18 protein-coding genes are annotated in these 17536 nt (G+C 37.2%); 7 read left to right on the forward strand and 11 right to left on the reverse strand.

Annotated elements, in window-relative coordinates; all coding sequences use genetic code 11:
- The first annotated feature begins 260 nt into the window (after positions 1 to 260).
- A complete protein-coding gene (locus ACE198_RS05305) occupies positions 261 to 794 on the forward strand; it encodes a YceI family protein (protein WP_375374890.1) in 534 nt (177 codons plus the stop codon).
- A 68-nt stretch (positions 795 to 862) separates the two neighbouring features.
- On the opposite strand, the gene ACE198_RS05310 is transcribed toward ACE198_RS05305, so the two are convergent.
- Positions 863 to 1804, reverse strand: a complete 942-nt coding sequence (locus ACE198_RS05310; protein WP_375374891.1) for an ATP-grasp domain-containing protein — start codon at positions 1802 to 1804, stop codon at positions 863 to 865.
- Positions 1805 to 2124: 320 nt separating this feature from the next.
- On the opposite strand from ACE198_RS05310, the gene ACE198_RS05315 reads away from it, so the two are divergent.
- A complete protein-coding gene (locus ACE198_RS05315; RefSeq protein ID WP_375374892.1) occupies positions 2125 to 4500 on the forward strand; it encodes an immune inhibitor A domain-containing protein in 2376 nt (791 codons plus the stop codon).
- A 42-nt stretch (positions 4501 to 4542) separates the two neighbouring features.
- Here the strand turns inward: ACE198_RS05315 and ACE198_RS05320 are convergent, their stop codons facing one another.
- The 4 genes from ACE198_RS05320 to ACE198_RS05335 all read right to left on the reverse strand — a co-directional run bounded on the left by ACE198_RS05320 (position 4543) and on the right by ACE198_RS05335 (position 7915).
- Positions 4543 to 5031, reverse strand: coding sequence for a L,D-transpeptidase family protein (locus ACE198_RS05320; RefSeq protein WP_375374893.1), 489 nt, complete (start codon positions 5029 to 5031; stop codon positions 4543 to 4545).
- A 60-nt stretch (positions 5032 to 5091) separates the two neighbouring features.
- Positions 5092 to 6594 (reverse strand): aminotransferase class V-fold PLP-dependent enzyme, encoded by a 1503-nt coding sequence (locus ACE198_RS05325; RefSeq protein WP_375374894.1) that lies wholly within the window; start codon positions 6592 to 6594, stop codon positions 5092 to 5094.
- A gap of 135 nt (positions 6595 to 6729) precedes the next feature.
- Positions 6730 to 7077: a hypothetical protein gene (locus tag ACE198_RS05330; RefSeq protein WP_026563700.1), complete on the reverse strand. Its 348-nt coding sequence runs from the start codon at positions 7075 to 7077 to the stop codon at positions 6730 to 6732.
- Between the two features lie 103 nt (positions 7078 to 7180).
- Positions 7181 to 7915, reverse strand: coding sequence for a polysaccharide deacetylase family protein (locus ACE198_RS05335; RefSeq protein ID WP_375374895.1), 735 nt, complete (start codon positions 7913 to 7915; stop codon positions 7181 to 7183).
- Between the two features lie 148 nt (positions 7916 to 8063).
- On the opposite strand from ACE198_RS05335, the gene ACE198_RS05340 reads away from it, so the two are divergent.
- A complete protein-coding gene (locus ACE198_RS05340) occupies positions 8064 to 8855 on the forward strand; it encodes a Cof-type HAD-IIB family hydrolase (protein WP_375374896.1) in 792 nt (263 codons plus the stop codon).
- Positions 8856 to 8914: 59 nt separating this feature from the next.
- On the opposite strand, the gene ACE198_RS05345 is transcribed toward ACE198_RS05340, so the two are convergent.
- Positions 8915 to 9751, reverse strand: coding sequence for a DMT family transporter (locus ACE198_RS05345; protein ID WP_375374897.1), 837 nt, complete (start codon positions 9749 to 9751; stop codon positions 8915 to 8917).
- 244 nt (positions 9752 to 9995) lie between these two features.
- Here ACE198_RS05345 and ACE198_RS05350 point away from each other — a divergent pair, with 244 nt between their 5' ends.
- Positions 9996 to 10862, forward strand: coding sequence for a MerR family transcriptional regulator (locus tag ACE198_RS05350; RefSeq protein ID WP_375374898.1), 867 nt, complete (start codon positions 9996 to 9998; stop codon positions 10860 to 10862).
- A gap of 40 nt (positions 10863 to 10902) precedes the next feature.
- A complete protein-coding gene (locus ACE198_RS05355; RefSeq protein ID WP_375374899.1) occupies positions 10903 to 11427 on the forward strand; it encodes a MerR family transcriptional regulator in 525 nt (174 codons plus the stop codon).
- Between the two features lie 55 nt (positions 11428 to 11482).
- On the opposite strand, the gene ACE198_RS05360 is transcribed toward ACE198_RS05355, so the two are convergent.
- Together ACE198_RS05360 and ACE198_RS05365 are read right to left on the reverse strand one after the other, a co-directional pair.
- Positions 11483 to 12469: an acyltransferase family protein gene (locus tag ACE198_RS05360; protein ID WP_375374900.1), complete on the reverse strand. Its 987-nt coding sequence runs from the start codon at positions 12467 to 12469 to the stop codon at positions 11483 to 11485.
- Positions 12470 to 12768: 299 nt separating this feature from the next.
- Complete coding sequence (locus ACE198_RS05365; RefSeq protein ID WP_375374901.1) at positions 12769 to 14010, reverse strand: DHH family phosphoesterase; 1242 nt, start codon at positions 14008 to 14010, stop codon at positions 12769 to 12771.
- Between the two features lie 205 nt (positions 14011 to 14215).
- Between ACE198_RS05365 and ACE198_RS05370 the strand changes: the two genes are divergently transcribed.
- Positions 14216 to 15187, forward strand: coding sequence for an NAD(P)H-dependent flavin oxidoreductase (locus tag ACE198_RS05370; RefSeq protein ID WP_375374902.1), 972 nt, complete (start codon positions 14216 to 14218; stop codon positions 15185 to 15187).
- A 47-nt stretch (positions 15188 to 15234) separates the two neighbouring features.
- On the opposite strand, the gene ACE198_RS05375 is transcribed toward ACE198_RS05370, so the two are convergent.
- Positions 15235 to 15720 carry a nitroreductase family protein gene (locus tag ACE198_RS05375; RefSeq protein WP_375374903.1) on the reverse strand — a complete coding sequence of 162 codons (486 nt, stop codon included), beginning with the start codon at positions 15718 to 15720 and terminating at the stop codon, positions 15235 to 15237.
- A 135-nt stretch (positions 15721 to 15855) separates the two neighbouring features.
- On the opposite strand from ACE198_RS05375, the gene ACE198_RS05380 reads away from it, so the two are divergent.
- Positions 15856 to 15981, forward strand: a complete 126-nt coding sequence (locus tag ACE198_RS05380) for a hypothetical protein (RefSeq protein WP_285851459.1) — start codon at positions 15856 to 15858, stop codon at positions 15979 to 15981.
- Positions 15982 to 16033: 52 nt separating this feature from the next.
- Here ACE198_RS05380 and ACE198_RS05385 read toward each other — a convergent pair whose 3' ends face one another.
- The gene (locus ACE198_RS05385) at positions 16034 to 16717 is read right to left on the reverse strand and encodes a M50 family metallopeptidase (protein ID WP_375374904.1); all 684 of its coding nucleotides are present in this window, start codon (positions 16715 to 16717) and stop codon (positions 16034 to 16036) included.
- A 125-nt stretch (positions 16718 to 16842) separates the two neighbouring features.
- Positions 16843 to 17535, reverse strand: a complete 693-nt coding sequence (locus ACE198_RS05390; protein WP_375374905.1) for an ABC transporter ATP-binding protein — start codon at positions 17533 to 17535, stop codon at positions 16843 to 16845.
- Position 17536 lies beyond the last annotated feature (1 nt).

Below are 17536 nucleotides of genomic sequence, written 5' to 3' on the forward strand. Positions count from 1 at the left end.
ATGAATCAAAAACGCCTTTTGGGCGTTTTTTTTATTGTCTATTTTCCTTCTACCGCAATCAATAACCTCCAACCTTTCCCATTTATAAAATTCAATCTGCCATATTTAACTTATAAAGATAGTATGAGAAAAAGCTTTAAAAAAATTAATAAAATATAATTGACAATATGTTTGTCAGCAACATATAATTTACCTTGAATTAAGTTATTTCGATTTCAAGATAAAATAATTAAAAATAAACATACTGGAGGAATTTAAAAATGACTAAAACAAAATGGGCTCTTGATGCATCACACAGTAGTGTAGATTTTTCTGTTCGCCATATGATGATCGCAAACGTGAAAGGTACTTTCAACAAATTTGATGCGACAATCGAAGCAGATCCAACAGATTTAACAACAGCAAATATTGAATTTACCGTTGATACAGCAAGTGTAGATACAAGAAATCAGGATCGTGACGGACATTTAGTTTCTGCAGATTTCTTTGATGCAGCCAATCATCCAGCGATGACATTCCGTTCCACAAAAATTGAAAAAACGGACGATGATGAATACAATGTTACTGGTGATTTAACACTTCGCGGTGTAACAAAGCCAGAAACCTTTGCAGTTACTTTTGAGGGTCAAGGAAAAGATCCATGGGGAAATGAAAAAGTTGGTTTTAGTGCAGAAGGTACGATTAATCGTTCTGAATATGGCCTCGTTTGGAATGCTGCTCTTGAAACGGGCGGTGTCCTTGTTGCTGATAAAGTAAAAATCAACCTTCAAATTCAGGCATCAAAAGCAGAATAATCCCAATTGGTCACATTAAGATAAGGCGTGAAGAAATTCACGCCTTATCCTTATACTTTTTATATTAGCTATACTTTCAATCGTTCTAGCTCTTCTTTCAAAAACTTAGCAAGCTCTAACATTCCAAATTTTCCTGCCCGTGCTTCCGCCTCAGAATTATAATTCGTATTTGTATTGATGTCATACGTATAAATTTCTCCTGCTCCATTACAGATAAATTCAATGCCGGCTACTTGAATCTGGTTTGCAGCAAGTACCTGTTCATACTTTTTAATTATAGGGTCTGAAAAACCAGCAATGATTTCAAATTTTGGTTTCTCTTCCTTCTCTTCGCCAACTGGACAAAATAAATCACCAATCTGGCAGGCATCTGCCGGGCATAATTGAAATCCTTCCGACGTATCTACCTTAACTGCATATACGAATTTCCCACCAATAAATTCACAGCGAGTAATAAAACTTTCCGGTGATTGTATATAATCTTGAATTAATGTTATCCCGTCCACTGGTTCTTCGAAAGAAGGTCCCTCTACATAATTTTTTAATCCCTCTAAAGATTGAAAAAGCTGTACACCCAACCCTTTCCCCGCTCGGTTATGTTTTGTGATAAAAGGTTTACCCATAAATTCAACTGCCGCCTCAAGGATTTGCTCCTTCCCTACTGCTGCAATGGTTCGAGGTGTTTCGATTCGGTATTTATTAAGTTCCAAGTATTGAATTACTTTACTAACTTCCAAATGTAGTGCTCGCGACCCGTTAATAACCTTTTTGCCGTGCGCTTCTAGCCAGGAAAGGACTTGTCCAGCAAATTCGGGCGCAAACCGATGACCTCTTGTATGTGAGGACGCACTCATCCGGTTATAAAAAACCCCTTCAGGCGGTTCTTTTGAAAGGTCCAGACGGCCGCTGTCTAAGTGCCATTCTTCATAAGGCACACCTAATTCGTCTAACCGCTTTGTAAGATGAATGGTCCAGTCGCTATTTTCATGGATGATATATACTTTTTTCATATGAAAAGACCCCCTCGTACTGATTATATTCTATTAACTTTGTGCGTTAATTTGCTGAAAATCTATCATATTATAAAGTTTGTTACTACTATAATTTTAGAATTCTATTAACAATTTGTGAAGTAGGAATTCAGTTTCCAAATATATTCACATAGTTCGATAAAATTTAACAAAAATATTACATTCGCGGTCGATATATATATGTGAATCAATATGCAAATTGTCAGAATAAATAGAAAAATAAGGAGAAATCCCTATTGTTTTGTTTCAATTTTCGAAATATTATTTACTAGCAAGCTATAAAAATTAGGAGGAGTTTTATGAAGAAACTATTAAAAACAGGTCTTTCCACCGCAATAATGGCTGGAACATTGTTTGCCGGATTCCCGGGCAACTATGCTAGTACATCAGTTGGATCTCTACCAAAAAGTCCGACTACTGCTTCGCATTCTTATGGGTCACTAGACTTATCGGTAGTAAATGAAGAGAAATTGATAGAGTTACTAATTAGAGATGGTGTGATCTCGAAGGATGCAACTCAAACCGAGAAACAAAAAGCTTTACATAATTATCTAGTGCAAAAAGGTAAAGAGAATACTGTAAAAACAAATGACCCAATCGCAGCAAAGGTAAAAGCTGGTGACGCGAAAAAGCATAAAAAGTTTAAGGAATATAATAATGGAATGATGAAAGGGAACGGTAACAAAAACGGACAAAACGTAAAGGAAGGGAAATCTCCAGGAGTCGTTAAACAAGGAAAACTTTTAACGCTTGTAGTAGAGTACTCCGATTTTGCTCACAACCAAATTCAACCAAGCCAAACAGATAACTATTACAAAGATTATACGATTGATCACTTTGAAGAAATGATTTTTGGTGCTAACGGAGTAACAGGACCAAATGGAGAAAACTTCATTTCTCAAAGGCAATTTTATGAACAGCAATCTGGTGGTACCTACACTATTAACGGTAAGGCATACGGGTGGTTAAAAGTACCTGGAACTGCTAAGTTTTACGGCGCCGATAAAGGTACAGGGCACGATAACGTGACACCAGGTGGTGCAGCACAATTAGTAAGAGACACATACGCAGCTGCAATTGCAGCTGGTATACCTTTACAAGATTATGATTTAGAAGACCCACATGATTTAGACGGTGATGGAAACTTTTGGGAACCAGATGGATTAGTTGATCACCTCCAAATCATCCATGCCGGCATGGGACAAGAAGCTGGTGGCGGTTCCCTTGGTAATAACGCAATTTGGTCTCATCGTTCTGCAGTATTCCATGATCCAGATGGTCTAGGCAAAGGATTGCCAGGATTCTATGACTATACTGTAATGCCAGAAGACGGTGCTACTGGTGTATTCGCTCACGAATATGGTCATGACTTAGGCCTTCCTGATGAATATGATACAAACTACTCTGGTGCTGACGAGCCAAATCAATATTGGTCCATTATGTCAAGCGGATCATGGGCTGGAAAGGTTCCTGGAGCAGAACCAACAGGATTCTCCCCTTATGCCAAGCAGTACTTCCAAGCAACACTTGGAGGAAAATGGACTAATCCAACAGTTGTCAATCTAGAAGATGTTACTTCAAAAGGAACACAGTTCTTACTAGACCAAGCAAATTCTCCGCTTGGAAAGAATAACCAAGCAATTCGAATAAATCTTCCACAAAAAGTAAAGCACCTATTAAATCCGTTTGAAGGCAAATTCTCTTTCTGGGGTGGCACTGGCGATGAGTCTGACAACAACATGATAACGTCAGTAGATTTAACTGGTAAGACTTCTGCTACATTGGATTTCGACGCTTACTATAAAATTGAAGATGAATGGGATTATGCTTTCGTACAAGTTTCAGAAGATAACGGAACAACTTGGAAGTCCCTTTCAAACGCGAACACGACTTCCCGTGTAGTATCAGGTGTTTATCCAACAATTCCGGCAAATCTTCCAGGCTTCACTGGGGACTCCAATGGCTGGACTAAACAATCATTTGATTTATCTGCTTATACTGGCAAAAAGATCCAAGTTAAGTTCCGTTACATTACTGACTGGGGATATAACGACACTGGTTTCTTTGTTGATAATGTAAAGGTTACTGCTGACGGTTCTAGTATTTTAAATGAAGACGGTGAAGGCGCAACTTCAACTATTACACATAACGGCTTTAACAAGTTTGATGGAAATGTTTACGCTGATCATTATTATTTACTAGAATGGCGTAACCATCAAGGAGTTGACCAAGGTTTAGCTCACATTAAACGTGGAAGTTCATTAATGAGCTATGATGGCGGATTGGTTGTATGGTACGTAGATGATAGCTACACTGATAACTGGACAGGCACTCACCCTGGAAATGGATTCCTAGGTGTAGTAGACTCCCATCTAGACAAGGAATTACTATGGATTCTAGCTAACGGAAAAACTGCACAGGCAAGCACTCGTTTCCAAATTGCCGATGCAGCTTTTGGGTTAGATCCTACTTCTGAATTAAATATCACTTACCCGGGAATTCAGACCTTGAATGTTCCAAGCCAACCAGCCGTATCTGTATTTGATGACAGCAAAGAATACAATAATACATTTGTACCGGATGCTGGACGTGATATTCCACACTACGGACTAAAAGTTCGCGTTAATGGACAATCCAAGGATAAATCCGTTGGATCTATCGTAATCTATAAGTAATTAAATGAGTCCCACCTTCTTACTCTAGAAGGTGGGACTTTTTTAGGGTCGAATTGTAACTCTCGTACCGTTTGGGACTATATCAGCCAGCTGCAAGACATCCCGATTATACATTCTTACACAGCCATGAGAGACTGCTTTCCCGATTGAACTTGGGTTGTTTGTACCGTGAATACCATAGCCCTGTTTTGATAGCGATAGCCACAATACACCGAAAGGTCCCCCGGGATTATATTGCCGATTAACAATCACGAAATCCCCAGTTGGTGTATTTGTCAACATCTTCCCCACGGCGATGGGAAAAATTTTCACTAGTCTGCCATTATTGTATAATGAAAGTCTTCGTTTACCAACAGAGATTTGAATGGAATATGGAATCGTAGAAGGCTCTGGCAGACCTGGAATTTGAATTTTTTGTCCCACATGTAAATGCCCGACCCCAGGATTAGCTGCATAAAGGCTTTGGAGACTTACCCTATAATTTGCAGAGATAATCCCCAGCGTTTCCCCTGGCTTAACTGTGTGAATCATATGACCCCACCTTTCTCTTGACAGCATATGCCCAAACAAGTTTGTGGGTAACCTTATTCATTATTCAAATCGAAATAGCGGAGCCATGTCCTCTCTTTGGTGGTGGACATAAAAGTAATCATTACTTGCCTTATCATAAAGATAATCATTCTTCCATTCATTAATGTTTAAGGTAATTTCTCTTATCGCATTTACAAACAACATAATTTCTTCATTGGTCATAATCGGATGGATTGAGAACCGTACCCATCCTGGTTTCTGCGACAAGTCCCCCTGGTTAATTTTCTCAGTAATTTGTAAAGAGGATTCTTTATCAATATGAAGGAGATGATGCCCGTAGGTCCCTGCACAAGAGCACCCTCCTCTTACCTGAATTCCGAACCGGTCATTGAGCAGGCGAACAATTAAATTGTAATGGATATTTTCAATATAAAACGAAACAATCCCGAGACGATCGCTTTTATGTCCAGCTAATATATGAACACCCGGTATGTCACCTAATTTAGGTAATAGAATACTTAACTGCTCTTTCTCACGTTTCAATATATTGTCTACACCCATTTGTTCTTTCAAATTCAAGCATAGGGCGGTCCGAATCGCTTGAAGAATACCGGGTGTCCCGCCATCCTCCCGCAACTCGATGTTAGAATAATATTGGTGCCCTCCCCATGGATTTGTCCATGTCACCGTTCCACCCCCTGGATGGTCTGGAACATGATTTGAATACAGTCGAGTATCAAAAACCAATACCCCACTAGTACCCGGTCCTCCTAGAAACTTATGAGGAGAGAAAAAGATGGCATCAAGTTTTTCCAAGGGATCCTCTGGGTGCATATTAATCCTAACATACGGAGCTGATGCTGCGAAATCCACTAAGCAGATCCCGCCATGTTGATGCATGATTTTGGCTAATTGATGATAGGGAGTTTGAAGCCCTGTAACATTCGAGCATGCTGTAAACGAACCAATCTTCATTCTTCTATTTTTATAATGCTGAAGCATCTGGACCAACTGATTACAGTCCACATTACCATCATGGTCTGGAGGTAAAATAACTACATCCCCTATTGTTTCAAGCCACGATGTTTGGTTGGAATGATGTTCCATATGCGTAATAAAAATAATGGGTCGCTCACTCTCGGGAAGTGCCAGCCGCGATTTCCACTGTTCATGTACTCTAATTCCCAATAGTCTTTGAAACTTATTCATAACAGATGTCATTCCAAATCCATCGAGGATCAGGGCATCATGTTCGTCGGCATTTGCATGGTCCTTAATAATTTGTTTGGATTGATTATATATTCCTGTCATCATTAAACTGGTAATATTTGATTCTGTATGTGTATTGGCCATAAATGGGCCAAATACCTCTGAAATCTTCTGCTCGATGGGACGATAAAGACGCCCGCTGGCCGTCCAATCCGCATAGACAATTTTCTTTTTTCCAAGAGGAGATTCAAATTCTTGGTTTATCCCAATTACTTGTGAGCGAAACGGTTGAAAATATTCCTCAAGGTTATCTGGGATTCGATAGGTTTTGCTGCCAATCGTAGCAGTAATCATTTGTTTCACACCTCACAATTAAACTCTTGCTTCAATATATGCATGACATGGATACACTGGTCCTTTAACTAGAGCCAAATAAAAAAGCAGCCTAATCAAAATGATCAGGCTGCTAATTGTAGGATGAAGTTATTGTTAATAAGTAGTAATTTTCGCTGATTCTTTTTTAGTTACTTCCTCAATCTTTTGAATAAACATTTGAAAAACACGCCTTTTTTCTTCTAAGTCCTTTATGTATTCTTTAAGCTGATTATAGCTTTCTTCAAAAGGTTTATGATACATATCGCGAATTTTTTCAATGATTTCTTCGTTTACTGTCGATTGAATCACTTGCTTGGTGATTCCATATTTGTAGGAATATACTTTTAATTCCTGTGCTACCTCATCGTACTCATTTGCAATCTCAGTTAAAACTAGTGAGATATCATCCTTCCACTCATCTAGTGATTTTTGTAAGTAGGATTTTACCATTGTCTCTTCCATATAAACACCCGCCCTAATAGAGTCATAGTTATGTTTTACTATTATAGCGTTGTTTGATTACATACAGATTTCGGACAGTTTACAGTGTCTTTTCATTATCTACTTACTCCACCTTCACCGCTTGTTCAAAATCAGCGAGTATAGTTGAATATTTTATATAAATACGTGGTAAATAGTAGAGTTCGTTTTTAAAGCCCGTCAGAGAAAATGGACCTGGCGTGGTCGTGAGTCCAAATTGATAATATTTTTTTGTTTCTGCCACCACATGTTCATTCGTATTTCCAAACGGGTATGCGATTGCAATTACCGGTTTCCCTGTTATTTTCTGAATTTTTTCTTTCGATTCCTTCAGTTCGTATTCTAGGTTATTCTCTTTGGTTAAATCAGGATGTGTCGATGTATGTGACTGAACTGAGATTAATCCTGTATTTACTAGCATTCTTAGATCCGAATTTGTTAAGCGGTTCGTTCTACCGATAAAATCGGAAATCACAAAAAAGGTAGCAGTCGGATGAAAATTTCTATTTGACAGCTTTTGTAAAATTGAAAATGCATGAAGATTGTTTTTATACCCGTCATCTAAGGTGATAAATATTGGCTTTGGGACTGATTTTATATCCTGCCAACGCTCGAAAGTTAATAAGGTATACCCATGGTCTCTTAAATAGGTCATTTGTTTCTCGAAGTTTTCTGGTGTCACATATAGCTCCTTAGAGCCAGTCCCACTATATTGGTCGATGGAGTGATAGACTAGAATCGGAACCTTTTGCTTTGCTGCCACATTTTTTGGAAGTCCTAAAATGAGAAGAGACAGGAATAGAAGGAACATCTTTTTCATAATTTTTTTGCCTCACTTTTTCATATTGATGTCTATTCCCTTTATTATTCCTCCAAGCTTGGAAAACAACACAATTAGATAAATGTGACTTCCATTATCGAAAAGTGGTAGACTAAAACCAATAATTTTTGAAGAAGGAGCTAGGGACGTGACCAATTACAAAGTTTTATTTTTAGATATTGATGGAACACTACTGAGACCTGATGATACAATCGAGGATTCCACCAAAGAAGCCATTTCACAAGTTCAAGCAAAAGGGGTGGAGGTTTTCTTAGCAACCGGGAGGCCGCTTCATGAAATAGATGAACTTGGCAAGGAGTTGAATATTCATTCATTCATTGGTTATAACGGAGCCTATGCCATTTATAAAGGGAAGGACCTCTACCAGAAACCAATGAACAGCTCAACCGTTACAAAATTCTTAGAAATTGCAAAGGAAAATCAGCATGAAGTTGTCCTTTATACAAATAGTAAGAACGTTTTTACCAATATAGAAGCAGAGATTAGCACTGAATTTATGCACAAATTTCACTTACACAAAAATGAACCGTATTCACCGGCAGTCAATAACGCTGTCTTAGGGATGACACTGGTGAATTTAAAAAAAGACGATCCTGCCCTTTATCAGGAAAATGAAGAGGAAATCCACTTATCACAAGTCAATGTCGACGGAATGCGCCATTGTTATGATGTCATTCAAGATAGTGTGAACAAAGGTTTTGGAGTTCAAGTAGTATTAGAGAGACTTGGAATCGATAAGGAAAGTTCAATTGCCTTTGGAGATGGAATGAACGATAAGGAAATGCTTCAAACTGTCGGGGAAGGTTTTGCGATGGGAAACGGACATCCTGATCTTTTTCAATATGCCAAACATAAAACGACAGAGGTCACTAATTCTGGTATTTTTAATGGATTGAAAAAGCTTGGTCTCATTAACTAAAGTTTGAGCTAGAAAAAAAGTGCAGAACCTTTCAATTAAACTGAAAGGCCTGCACTTTTTTATAACTTCGTAAAAATGATCCCAACTATGGCAGTAAGAACGCCAATAACTTGATACCTTTTAAGTTTTTCTTTATAAAGCAGAAATCCAGCTAGAACAACGACTAGACAATTTAGACTTACTACTGGAAAGACGATACTAGCTGTCCCTGTTTTAAGTGCGTAGAAATAGCAACTATAGCCTAAAATACTAATTAGACCTACAATCGAACCCACATTGACTTCTGATCTCTGCCATTTTTCCTTTGTCAGGACACTACAAATAATTAAATAAATACTTCCGCCACCATACATAGAGATGAGGATATTCAATGAATTGAGATGCATATAAGAGGTTGTTTTCATTAAAATCCCTAATATTCCAAAGGATACAATCGCTAGGCCCACACGAATCATCCAAGGAAGATAATTGGTCCTTCGTTTTTTTTCCGTTGAATATTGAATTGCCATGGCAGACCCTAGCATAAATACAATCCCTAACCACTGAATCAATGTAATTTGTTCATGAAAAACAAAGGCTGCACAAATGATTGGAAATATAGTATTCGTGCCTATTAATGGTGAGGTTAAACTAGCAGGCCCTTTTTCAAAAGCCTTTGACATTTGGATATTGCCGTTTGCATTTAGTATACCAATTAAAGCTCCCAGCAGAATAGTCATTACGTTTAGATGAACGGTTTCATTAACAATCGCAAATCCTAATGTTAAGACAAAGGCAACAAAATAAAAAAAGAACTGTATATGTACCTTCGAGACCCTCATCCCCGTACTCCACTTAAAAATCGTATTATTTGCCCCGAAGCAAACCATAGTAATAAAGGCCGCTGCAATCCACATGTTGCTCCTTCTTTCTTTATCTTTTTCACTTCATATAATAAACCTCTATATCATTTCTCTCAATTGTTTTTTTGCAAATATTTATTTTAGAAAATGCTTTTCGCAAAAAAAATGTTGTTATTTCATGGTTTCCGTCTTGTTTTGATAGCTTTTGTCATCTTGCAGGAAAAAGTAATACCAAATGGTGAATAACTTACAGAAGATGAATTATTTCCTAGATAAATAGAAAGGAATGACTGTTCTAATGAAGACCTATACCTTAAAAGAAGCGGCAAAAAAAATAAATATCAAACCAGGCGTTGTCCGTCAGTGGGAAAAAGATTTAGAGGAATTACTCGAGATTCCCCGAACAAAGCAAGGGGCAAGGATTTATACAGAATTAGAAATTGAAAAACTAGTAGAAATTAAAAGAATGTATGAAAATAAATTAACTAAGGAAGAAATTAGAGAAATTATGCATAAGAAATTACATCCCGAAAGTGAATTAATACAAGAGATTACTCAAGTTTCACTCGAGGTCCTTTCAGAACCCTCCGCGCAAATTACTATACAGGATGCCATTGATGCGCATCAGTTTTTCGAAGCAATGGATACGTATAAGGAAACTTTCTTAAGCGAAGTAAAAAATGAAATACGTAATGTTGTGCGAAAGGAAGTAGTGGAAGAAGTAAAGAAGGAAATAAACAAAGGGACCTATACAACCGTTAAGTCAATCTCTGACTCTATATATAAATCATCTGCTAACACACAGGCAGAAATTCAAGATTTATCAAAGAGTTTAGAAAAAGCATCTGAACTCTCGGCAGACTCCTTACACTACCTTTCTAACAATATTACCAACGCAGCAATCGAAACTTCTCAGGAAATTTATACACTCTCCAAACAGTTATCAGAAACATCAGAAGAATTATCCCACTATGTAGATGTTACAAACAACGAAATCTCAAGTTTAACGGAGGCCATGAACAAAGAGCGCGAATTCTTCCTTGAAGAGCGAGATCAATACCGACAAGAAATTACACAACGAGAAATTGCCTTTCAACAAATGTTGAACAGCTATCGGGATGTAGCAGCAACAAAAGAAAAGAAATGGTGGAAATTCTGGTCTTAATTTGGGTTAAGATTTAATTAATTCATTGGAGGGATTCGAAATGAATACTAGTGAAGTAGCAAAATTATTAGGTGTTTCTACCAGTACTATTCAACGCTGGGTCAAACAGCTCGAGTTACCAATGGAAAGAAATGAGCGCGGACATTATCATTTTAACAACGAGGATATCGAAGTATTAAAAAAAATCCATGAACAACTCCAAAATGGAACATTAATCCAGGAAATCACACCAATCAAAGAGAACAAAATTCCTAGAAAAGGTGCTGTAAAGGCCGTAGAAAACAATAACGCATTAGAAGAATTGACTGCAAAAGTTAGTAAATTAGAAATTGCCCTTCATTCCAAGGCAGATTCTGTTGTTTCATATCAACTCTTACAGCACCGGCGTGAAATAGAAGAATTACAATCTCAAGTAAATGAATTAACTAGGCAACTTGAACAATTCCAAAAGCTTCTTAGTAAAGTGAATATACCTTCTCAATTAGATGACCCTATGGTATTTGATTCAAGTAAGGGTAAAAGAAAAAAGAAAAATATTGTCAGCTCATTATTTGGATTCTTATAACATTAAAAAGAGCCGAACAGGTATATGTTCGGCTCTTTACGATTCCCTTAATTACTTAAATCTTTAATTCCACAATAGGACGCGTATATTTTTTAGTGACGTAGCTGCCAAGGATTAAACAGATGACGAAAGATAGGATAATCAGTAAAAGATATTGTCCTGAGAAATTAAATAAATTTTGGTCAATAACGGCTACTTCAAGTGATTTGATTATAAAACCATGTAACAAATAGACATACAACGTTCTTTCACCTATTTTCGATACCTTTAGTGGGTTGGAAGGTATAACCGTGAGAAATCCGTAGACGACAATTAATGTCAGCAGATATTGGAAGCCTCGATAAAGTCCATCCACCCATTCCTCTTGTCCCATATTGGCATAGGAAGTATCTCCCAAAAGCCATGGAACGACGTTATGCGGTAAACTGAACCCAAAAGAAAACAGCGTTCCGAGAATAATAACTAATCCAACATGACGTGAATATTTTGAACGAATCGCTTTTTTCAACTGATCGCCATTTAGTAAAAAACCCAATAAAAAATACGGAAAAAAGACAAATGTTCTAGACAAGCTTAAATAGCTACCCACATCATCAATAAATCCAATGGCTATTCCTAATCCGATGGAGAAACAAAATCCGCCCCATCTAAATCTGGCAAAAACATAAAGTAATAAATTCCAACAAAACAAACTCAGCAAAAACCATAGTGACCAATGTGGATGTAAAAAATCGAACTCCAGACTAGCTTCCTGACCATTTAAATAATAATAAACCGAATAAATGATTTGGAAAATGAAATAAGGCAATAATATTTTTTTAATTGACTTTACAATATAGCTTTTCTTTTTAAAACCCTTTGCAAAGTATCCAGAGATAAAAATAAATGCTGGCATGTGAAAGAGAAAAATGACTGTATATAAAGTAAATAGAATCCCGTCTTCCTCTTTTAACGGACTTATTAGGTGCCCAAAGACAACCAGAAAAATCAAGATAAATTTGGCATTGTCAAAATACTTACTCCTTTTTGAAGTTGAAGCCATCCTATCACCCCATTATTTTTTATCAAAAAGGTATTTTGAAATAATGTTAAATTTGGTACTCCATTAATTCCCCTTATCCAAACCATAAAATATAGTGTCTAAAACCATTATACCGTTTGAATATTACAGGAGGATGTTAACGGAATTACTTTCTGTTTCACGATAATTACGATACTGAAATAGCACTAACAAATACCTACGATTATACTACCATTCATGCCTTAACGGAATCTTAATTTTTAATAATCCCCAATTTATGACGCAAAGAGAGCTTGGGAATCCCAAGCTCTCTTTTACTCCTAAACTATATCGACTAAGTAATTGCTGATAATCTCCGCATGGTTATCCTTTATCTTATCAATTGGCATCTTTAGTGTGGCAGATAACTGATAGAGATAATCTTGATCATACTGAAGCCAAGAAGAAAAATTTCTTTTGAGATAACGCTCAGCAGTTTCAAATGTAGCAAAGGTTTGATCCAGTTTCTTCTTATTGTGCACAATAAAATATTCACTCTCACTGCTGGGGATGATGTATGTAATATCACCCATTTGATTTTGAAAAGCTGTCCCAGAATGAGAAGTCTTCACGTTATATTCATTCCGATCCGCATCTGGTTTAAGTGGCAGAATTCCAAACACATCCACCACAAATTGCTTAAACGCCTCACTTGTCATTTCAGAACCAGATGCTTTTGGATGTCCACCTCCACCGTATCTCTTTGCAAATTTTGCGACATTTACTTCATCATGAATGGTTCGAAAACCCATTTTCTTTCCACTCATATTCAATAGAATAATCATATCCATATGCGGATATAAATTATTTAGCGCATTTCCTAACTCCGATAAATATTGTTCTGCGTGTACGATCCCTACACAATAATCATCAATAAAGGTTTGAACAATTTGTCGGCTTTTTGAATAAATATATCGATTAATCTTTTGTTCCTCAATATCTAGAAGCATATTCTCCGTTTCAGATAACATAAACGATTCCGTATTTTCCCTTAACCTTTTTAGCATTTCTTCTTCAAACTGCTCTCTATTCCGTATGTAAAATAAATCATTTAGGCGTTTCGCCGTTACATTATTGTTTTCATCCCATTCCCACGTATCGTATTGGCGGACTAACTCAATAAATTCCTCAAGCGCCTTATTTCTCTCCATGATTCCATTTGAAATCAAGTGATCATAAAATAATGAAGTGGCACATGTCTTCTTGCCCGTTTCATACTCGGGAATAACGCTTCCCCATTTATATTCATTAAAATGCAAGGCTGTCACATGATGATCAATCATTTGAACAGGTTTGCCTTGTTTAAACCGCTCCTCGAGTTTTTTTTCCACATGCTCATTTACTGCCAAGTCGGTAATATATATTTCTACATTATTATTCTCAGGGTTTTTAATCACTGCTTCCACTCTTTGATTTAAATTCCTATAAGAACAGTAAAATACATTCGCTTTTTCTCCAAAAGCAAGTTTCGCGATTAGCCCGCATCCAAGCCCATCAAGGTCTATATCAGTAAATAAAATCATGACAATTACCACCATCCATTTTTAACTTCATTTCGTATCGTTTGGTTTCAACAATTTTTTTATACGGAATGTTGTTATGAATTAACATCAAGTTTATTGTAACATATTAGAAAATCATACCACCTGCCATTATGACCTGGTGATAGTAATCACAGACATCTCTAAAATGAAATGGTATGATGCATGAGAAGTTTCTACAAAAACAATGAAACGGGGTAATAAATTGAACTTTCCACAACTTAAAATAGGTCATATGATGCCAAAGGTTCCGATTATGCAAGGCGGTATGGGTGTAGGTATATCACTTAGTAAATTGGCATCAGCTGTGGCAAATGCTGGCGGTATTGGGATTATCTCTGGAACAGGGATTTCCACGGACGAAATGAGAACACATATTAGAAAGGCGAAAAGTCTGGTTAAAGATGTTGGATACATCGGTGTTAATGTTCTATTCGCGATGAATGACTTTGCTGAAAAAATGAAAGCTGCCCTTGAAGAGAAAGTTGATTTTATTATCTCGGGTGCTGGAATTTCAAGAGATATGTATGCATGGGGAAAACAAGCAGGAATTCCAGTTATTTCAATCGTCTCATCTGCTAAATTAGCTAGGATTTCCGAAAGACTTGGGGCTGCAGCGGTTGTCGTTGAAGGCTTTGAAGCAGGTGGTCACCTTGGCACCGACCGCCCAATGTTTGATATCCTACCTGAAGTGGTTGAAGCAGTTTCCATACCGGTTATTGCTGCAGGAGGTATTCTGACTGGCGGAGATATTGCAAGAGCGCTTGCTATGGGCGCCTCAGGAGTTCAAATGGGGACACGTTTTGTCGCCAGCGAAGAATGTGATGCCCCATTAGCTTTTAAGCAAAAATATGTTGATGCAAGAAAAGATGATTTGGTTTTAGTTAAAACTACAGTAGGTCTTCATGGAAGGGCAATAAACAATCAATTTGCTAAATTAATTAGTGGAAAGGACAAGTTAAAAATCACTAAATGCATTGATTGCTTAAAAAACTGTTCCTATCGATTCTGTACTATGGATTCTTTATTGGTTTCGATGGAAGGTGACGTCGAAAATGGGCTTGTGTTTGCTGGAGCGAGAGTCGGCGAAATTCAAGATATTCTCCCTGTTCAAGAAATTATCGACACTCTTACATTAGAATACAATGAGGCTATCTAGCTTATATTAAGAGCCAACCATTCATCGGTTGGCTCTTTCTTTTCCTATCAAGGCAAGTTACTTATTTTATTCTTAATTGGTGTCCGTGGTTTTGGCTCTGGAATCACTTCGGGATATCCTACTCCAAGTACGCCTATTATGTCATATCCGTCCGGTACTTGAAGGATAGCCCTGTTTTTTGGTGTGATGCCGATAGATGACCAAAAGGTCCCAACCCCTTCTGACCACGCAGCTAAATTAAAATTTTGAATAAAGCACGCCGTTGCCATTGCGTTTTCCTCAGTTTCTACTGTTGTTGCTCCACGCTTTGATAAGACCATCATAACCATTGGTGCGTTTCCAAAATTTGTTTTATGGTTTAGCTTTTCTCTCGTTTCTGCTCCAATAAAAAAAATCTCCCATGGTTCCGTCATGCGGTGATTGGGTGCCATTGATGCAGCCTCTAACCATGTATCGATTAAATTTTGGTCAATCTCCATGGATTTAAATTTTTTTATGTTTCTACGTGTTTTAATTGCATCTAAAGTATCCAATTACATACTCACCCTTCCGTTTTAGCTGCTCACTATAATAGCTTATGCTTCCATTCTTAACTTTTTATTAAAAGGGAGTAAAAAGTTCTCCCTTGCACAAAATAATCTCCGAGGTAACTAAAAAGGAGGCTTACGATGACTAACAAGAATGATAACAGAGAACGAAAAAATAAATACCCTAACAACAAAAATCAAGATACAGAGTTTTCAAAAGAAAAAGATATTCGCAGTGAAATGACGAAAAAAGATTTACAAAAATAATCTACACAAGCCCGCAGAAACAAGGCGGGCTTCTAATATTAGCTGAATTACTTCAACTCCCAAGCTTGTAATATCCTCTTTTTAACCCATAGAAACAAAACCACAGAGCCTGAACCATGAAGAAAAGCCCCCAAAATTGTGCTGGAAGGACTCCTGTGAGCCTGGCTAGATTTGCTGCATCCCCTGCGGCCTGTGGTTGAAATAGGCTGATGTAAAAGATTTCATACGCACTTTGGACGGAATCAACCATTAATACCGAGGCAATCAATAGTAATAAATGATCTCTGAAATTTTGACTTCCTTTAATGAGCAGGAACAAAAAAACAATGGCAAATGAACATAACCAAAACAAACCATATGGATTTCTTACCCAAAAAATAAGATTCAAGGCAATAAAACCTAACAATAGATCAACCAGAACAATTTGTTTCTTCTTTCCAATTAATAAAAATGATATAAATGACATAAATGACGCAAAAGTGTATCCTCCTAGGCTCGTTAAGAAGCTGCCAATCCACGTTGACTGATTACTATATGTCGCCCCTTCGGAGTTCATAAATAACGATATTCGTTCGACATTCCCTCCAAAAAGAGCAATTAATGCATGACCAGACTCATGGATAAGCGTATTAATGACTTTTACATAGTTTCCTAGAATGGGCACATGAATCAACAGAAAAGCTAATACGAGGAAAAGGAAAAACTTCGCACTGAATTTGTTCCGAACAAAGCTCATAATAAATTCTCCTCTTTTGGTATTTAGTAATACCTCCATTTTAACATCTTTTGTTAATTCTTTTGCACAATTCAACTTTATCTTCTAAAAAGCTAGCAATCACTCAGATTGCTAGCACTTTACATTTAAACTCTGTTTCCTTGCTCCATAAGTTGTCCATCCTTCATTACGTAAATCCGATCACATAGCGGCAGAATCTGTTCGTCGTGTGTAACAATGATAGCAGATTTGTTTTGCCCCTTAACGATTTTTGCGATTAACTCAATAATGGACATGCTTCGATTTGAATCCAAACTGGCTGTTGGTTCATCCGCTAAGATGATTTCCGGATCATTAATAAACGCTCTAGCAATGGCGACTCGTTGCTTTTCTCCACCCGATAACTGGCGGGGATAAAATTTAGATCGTTGCTCCATCCCAACTGCAACTAACATCTCGTTAATCTTTCTTTTACTTTCCTTTGTCCACTGGTTCGCCATTTTTAAAACAAGGCTCAATTGCTCTTCTACCTTTAAATAAGGGACTAAGTTCGATGTTTGGAAAATATAACCTAGGTGATTTAATCTAATGTTTGCTTTATCAATATCACTAAAGGTTGCAATGTCTGTGCCATTTACAATGACTTTTCCTTTATCAGGAGATTGCAAAGCACCTGCAATCGATAAAAACGTGGATTTTCCCGACCCTGAAGGACCAATAATCGCAACCACTTCGCCCGTTTTTAAACGGAAGGATAAGTTTTTCACGATATGATTTTCCTTATCGCCATCTTTAAATGATTTTTCAACCTGTTCTAATATTAATGGTTCCATCATCATA

The organism is Neobacillus sp. KR4-4 (assembly GCF_042136325.1).
GTDB lineage: Bacteria > Bacillota > Bacilli > Bacillales > Cytobacillaceae > Neobacillus.

Coding starts and splice junctions, on each gene's coding strand:
- ACE198_RS05325 (WP_375374894.1), bottom strand. CDS start 6,594: ATGATTACTGCTACGATTGGCAGCAAAACCTATCGAATCCCAGATAAC.
- ACE198_RS05370 (WP_375374902.1), top strand. CDS start 14,216: ATGAAACGGGGTAATAAATTGAACTTTCCACAACTTAAAATAGGTCAT.
- ACE198_RS05310 (WP_375374891.1), bottom strand. CDS start 1,804: ATGAAAAAAGTATATATCATCCATGAAAATAGCGACTGGACCATTCAT.
- ACE198_RS05365 (WP_375374901.1), bottom strand. CDS start 14,010: ATGATTTTATTTACTGATATAGACCTTGATGGGCTTGGATGCGGGCTA.
- ACE198_RS05305 (WP_375374890.1), top strand. CDS start 261: ATGACTAAAACAAAATGGGCTCTTGATGCATCACACAGTAGTGTAGAT.
- ACE198_RS05390 (WP_375374905.1), bottom strand. CDS start 17,535: ATGATGATGGAACCATTAATATTAGAACAGGTTGAAAAATCATTTAAA.
- ACE198_RS05355 (WP_375374899.1), top strand. CDS start 10,903: ATGAATACTAGTGAAGTAGCAAAATTATTAGGTGTTTCTACCAGTACT.
- ACE198_RS05330 (WP_026563700.1), bottom strand. CDS start 7,077: ATGGAAGAGACAATGGTAAAATCCTACTTACAAAAATCACTAGATGAG.
- ACE198_RS05335 (WP_375374895.1), bottom strand. CDS start 7,915: ATGAAAAAGATGTTCCTTCTATTCCTGTCTCTTCTCATTTTAGGACTT.
- ACE198_RS05385 (WP_375374904.1), bottom strand. CDS start 16,717: ATGAGCTTTGTTCGGAACAAATTCAGTGCGAAGTTTTTCCTTTTCCTC.
- ACE198_RS05350 (WP_375374898.1), top strand. CDS start 9,996: ATGAAGACCTATACCTTAAAAGAAGCGGCAAAAAAAATAAATATCAAA.
- ACE198_RS05315 (WP_375374892.1), top strand. CDS start 2,125: ATGAAGAAACTATTAAAAACAGGTCTTTCCACCGCAATAATGGCTGGA.
- ACE198_RS05380 (WP_285851459.1), top strand. CDS start 15,856: ATGACTAACAAGAATGATAACAGAGAACGAAAAAATAAATACCCTAAC.
- ACE198_RS05345 (WP_375374897.1), bottom strand. CDS start 9,751: ATGTGGATTGCAGCGGCCTTTATTACTATGGTTTGCTTCGGGGCAAAT.
- ACE198_RS05360 (WP_375374900.1), bottom strand. CDS start 12,469: ATGGCTTCAACTTCAAAAAGGAGTAAGTATTTTGACAATGCCAAATTT.
- ACE198_RS05320 (WP_375374893.1), bottom strand. CDS start 5,031: ATGATTCACACAGTTAAGCCAGGGGAAACGCTGGGGATTATCTCTGCA.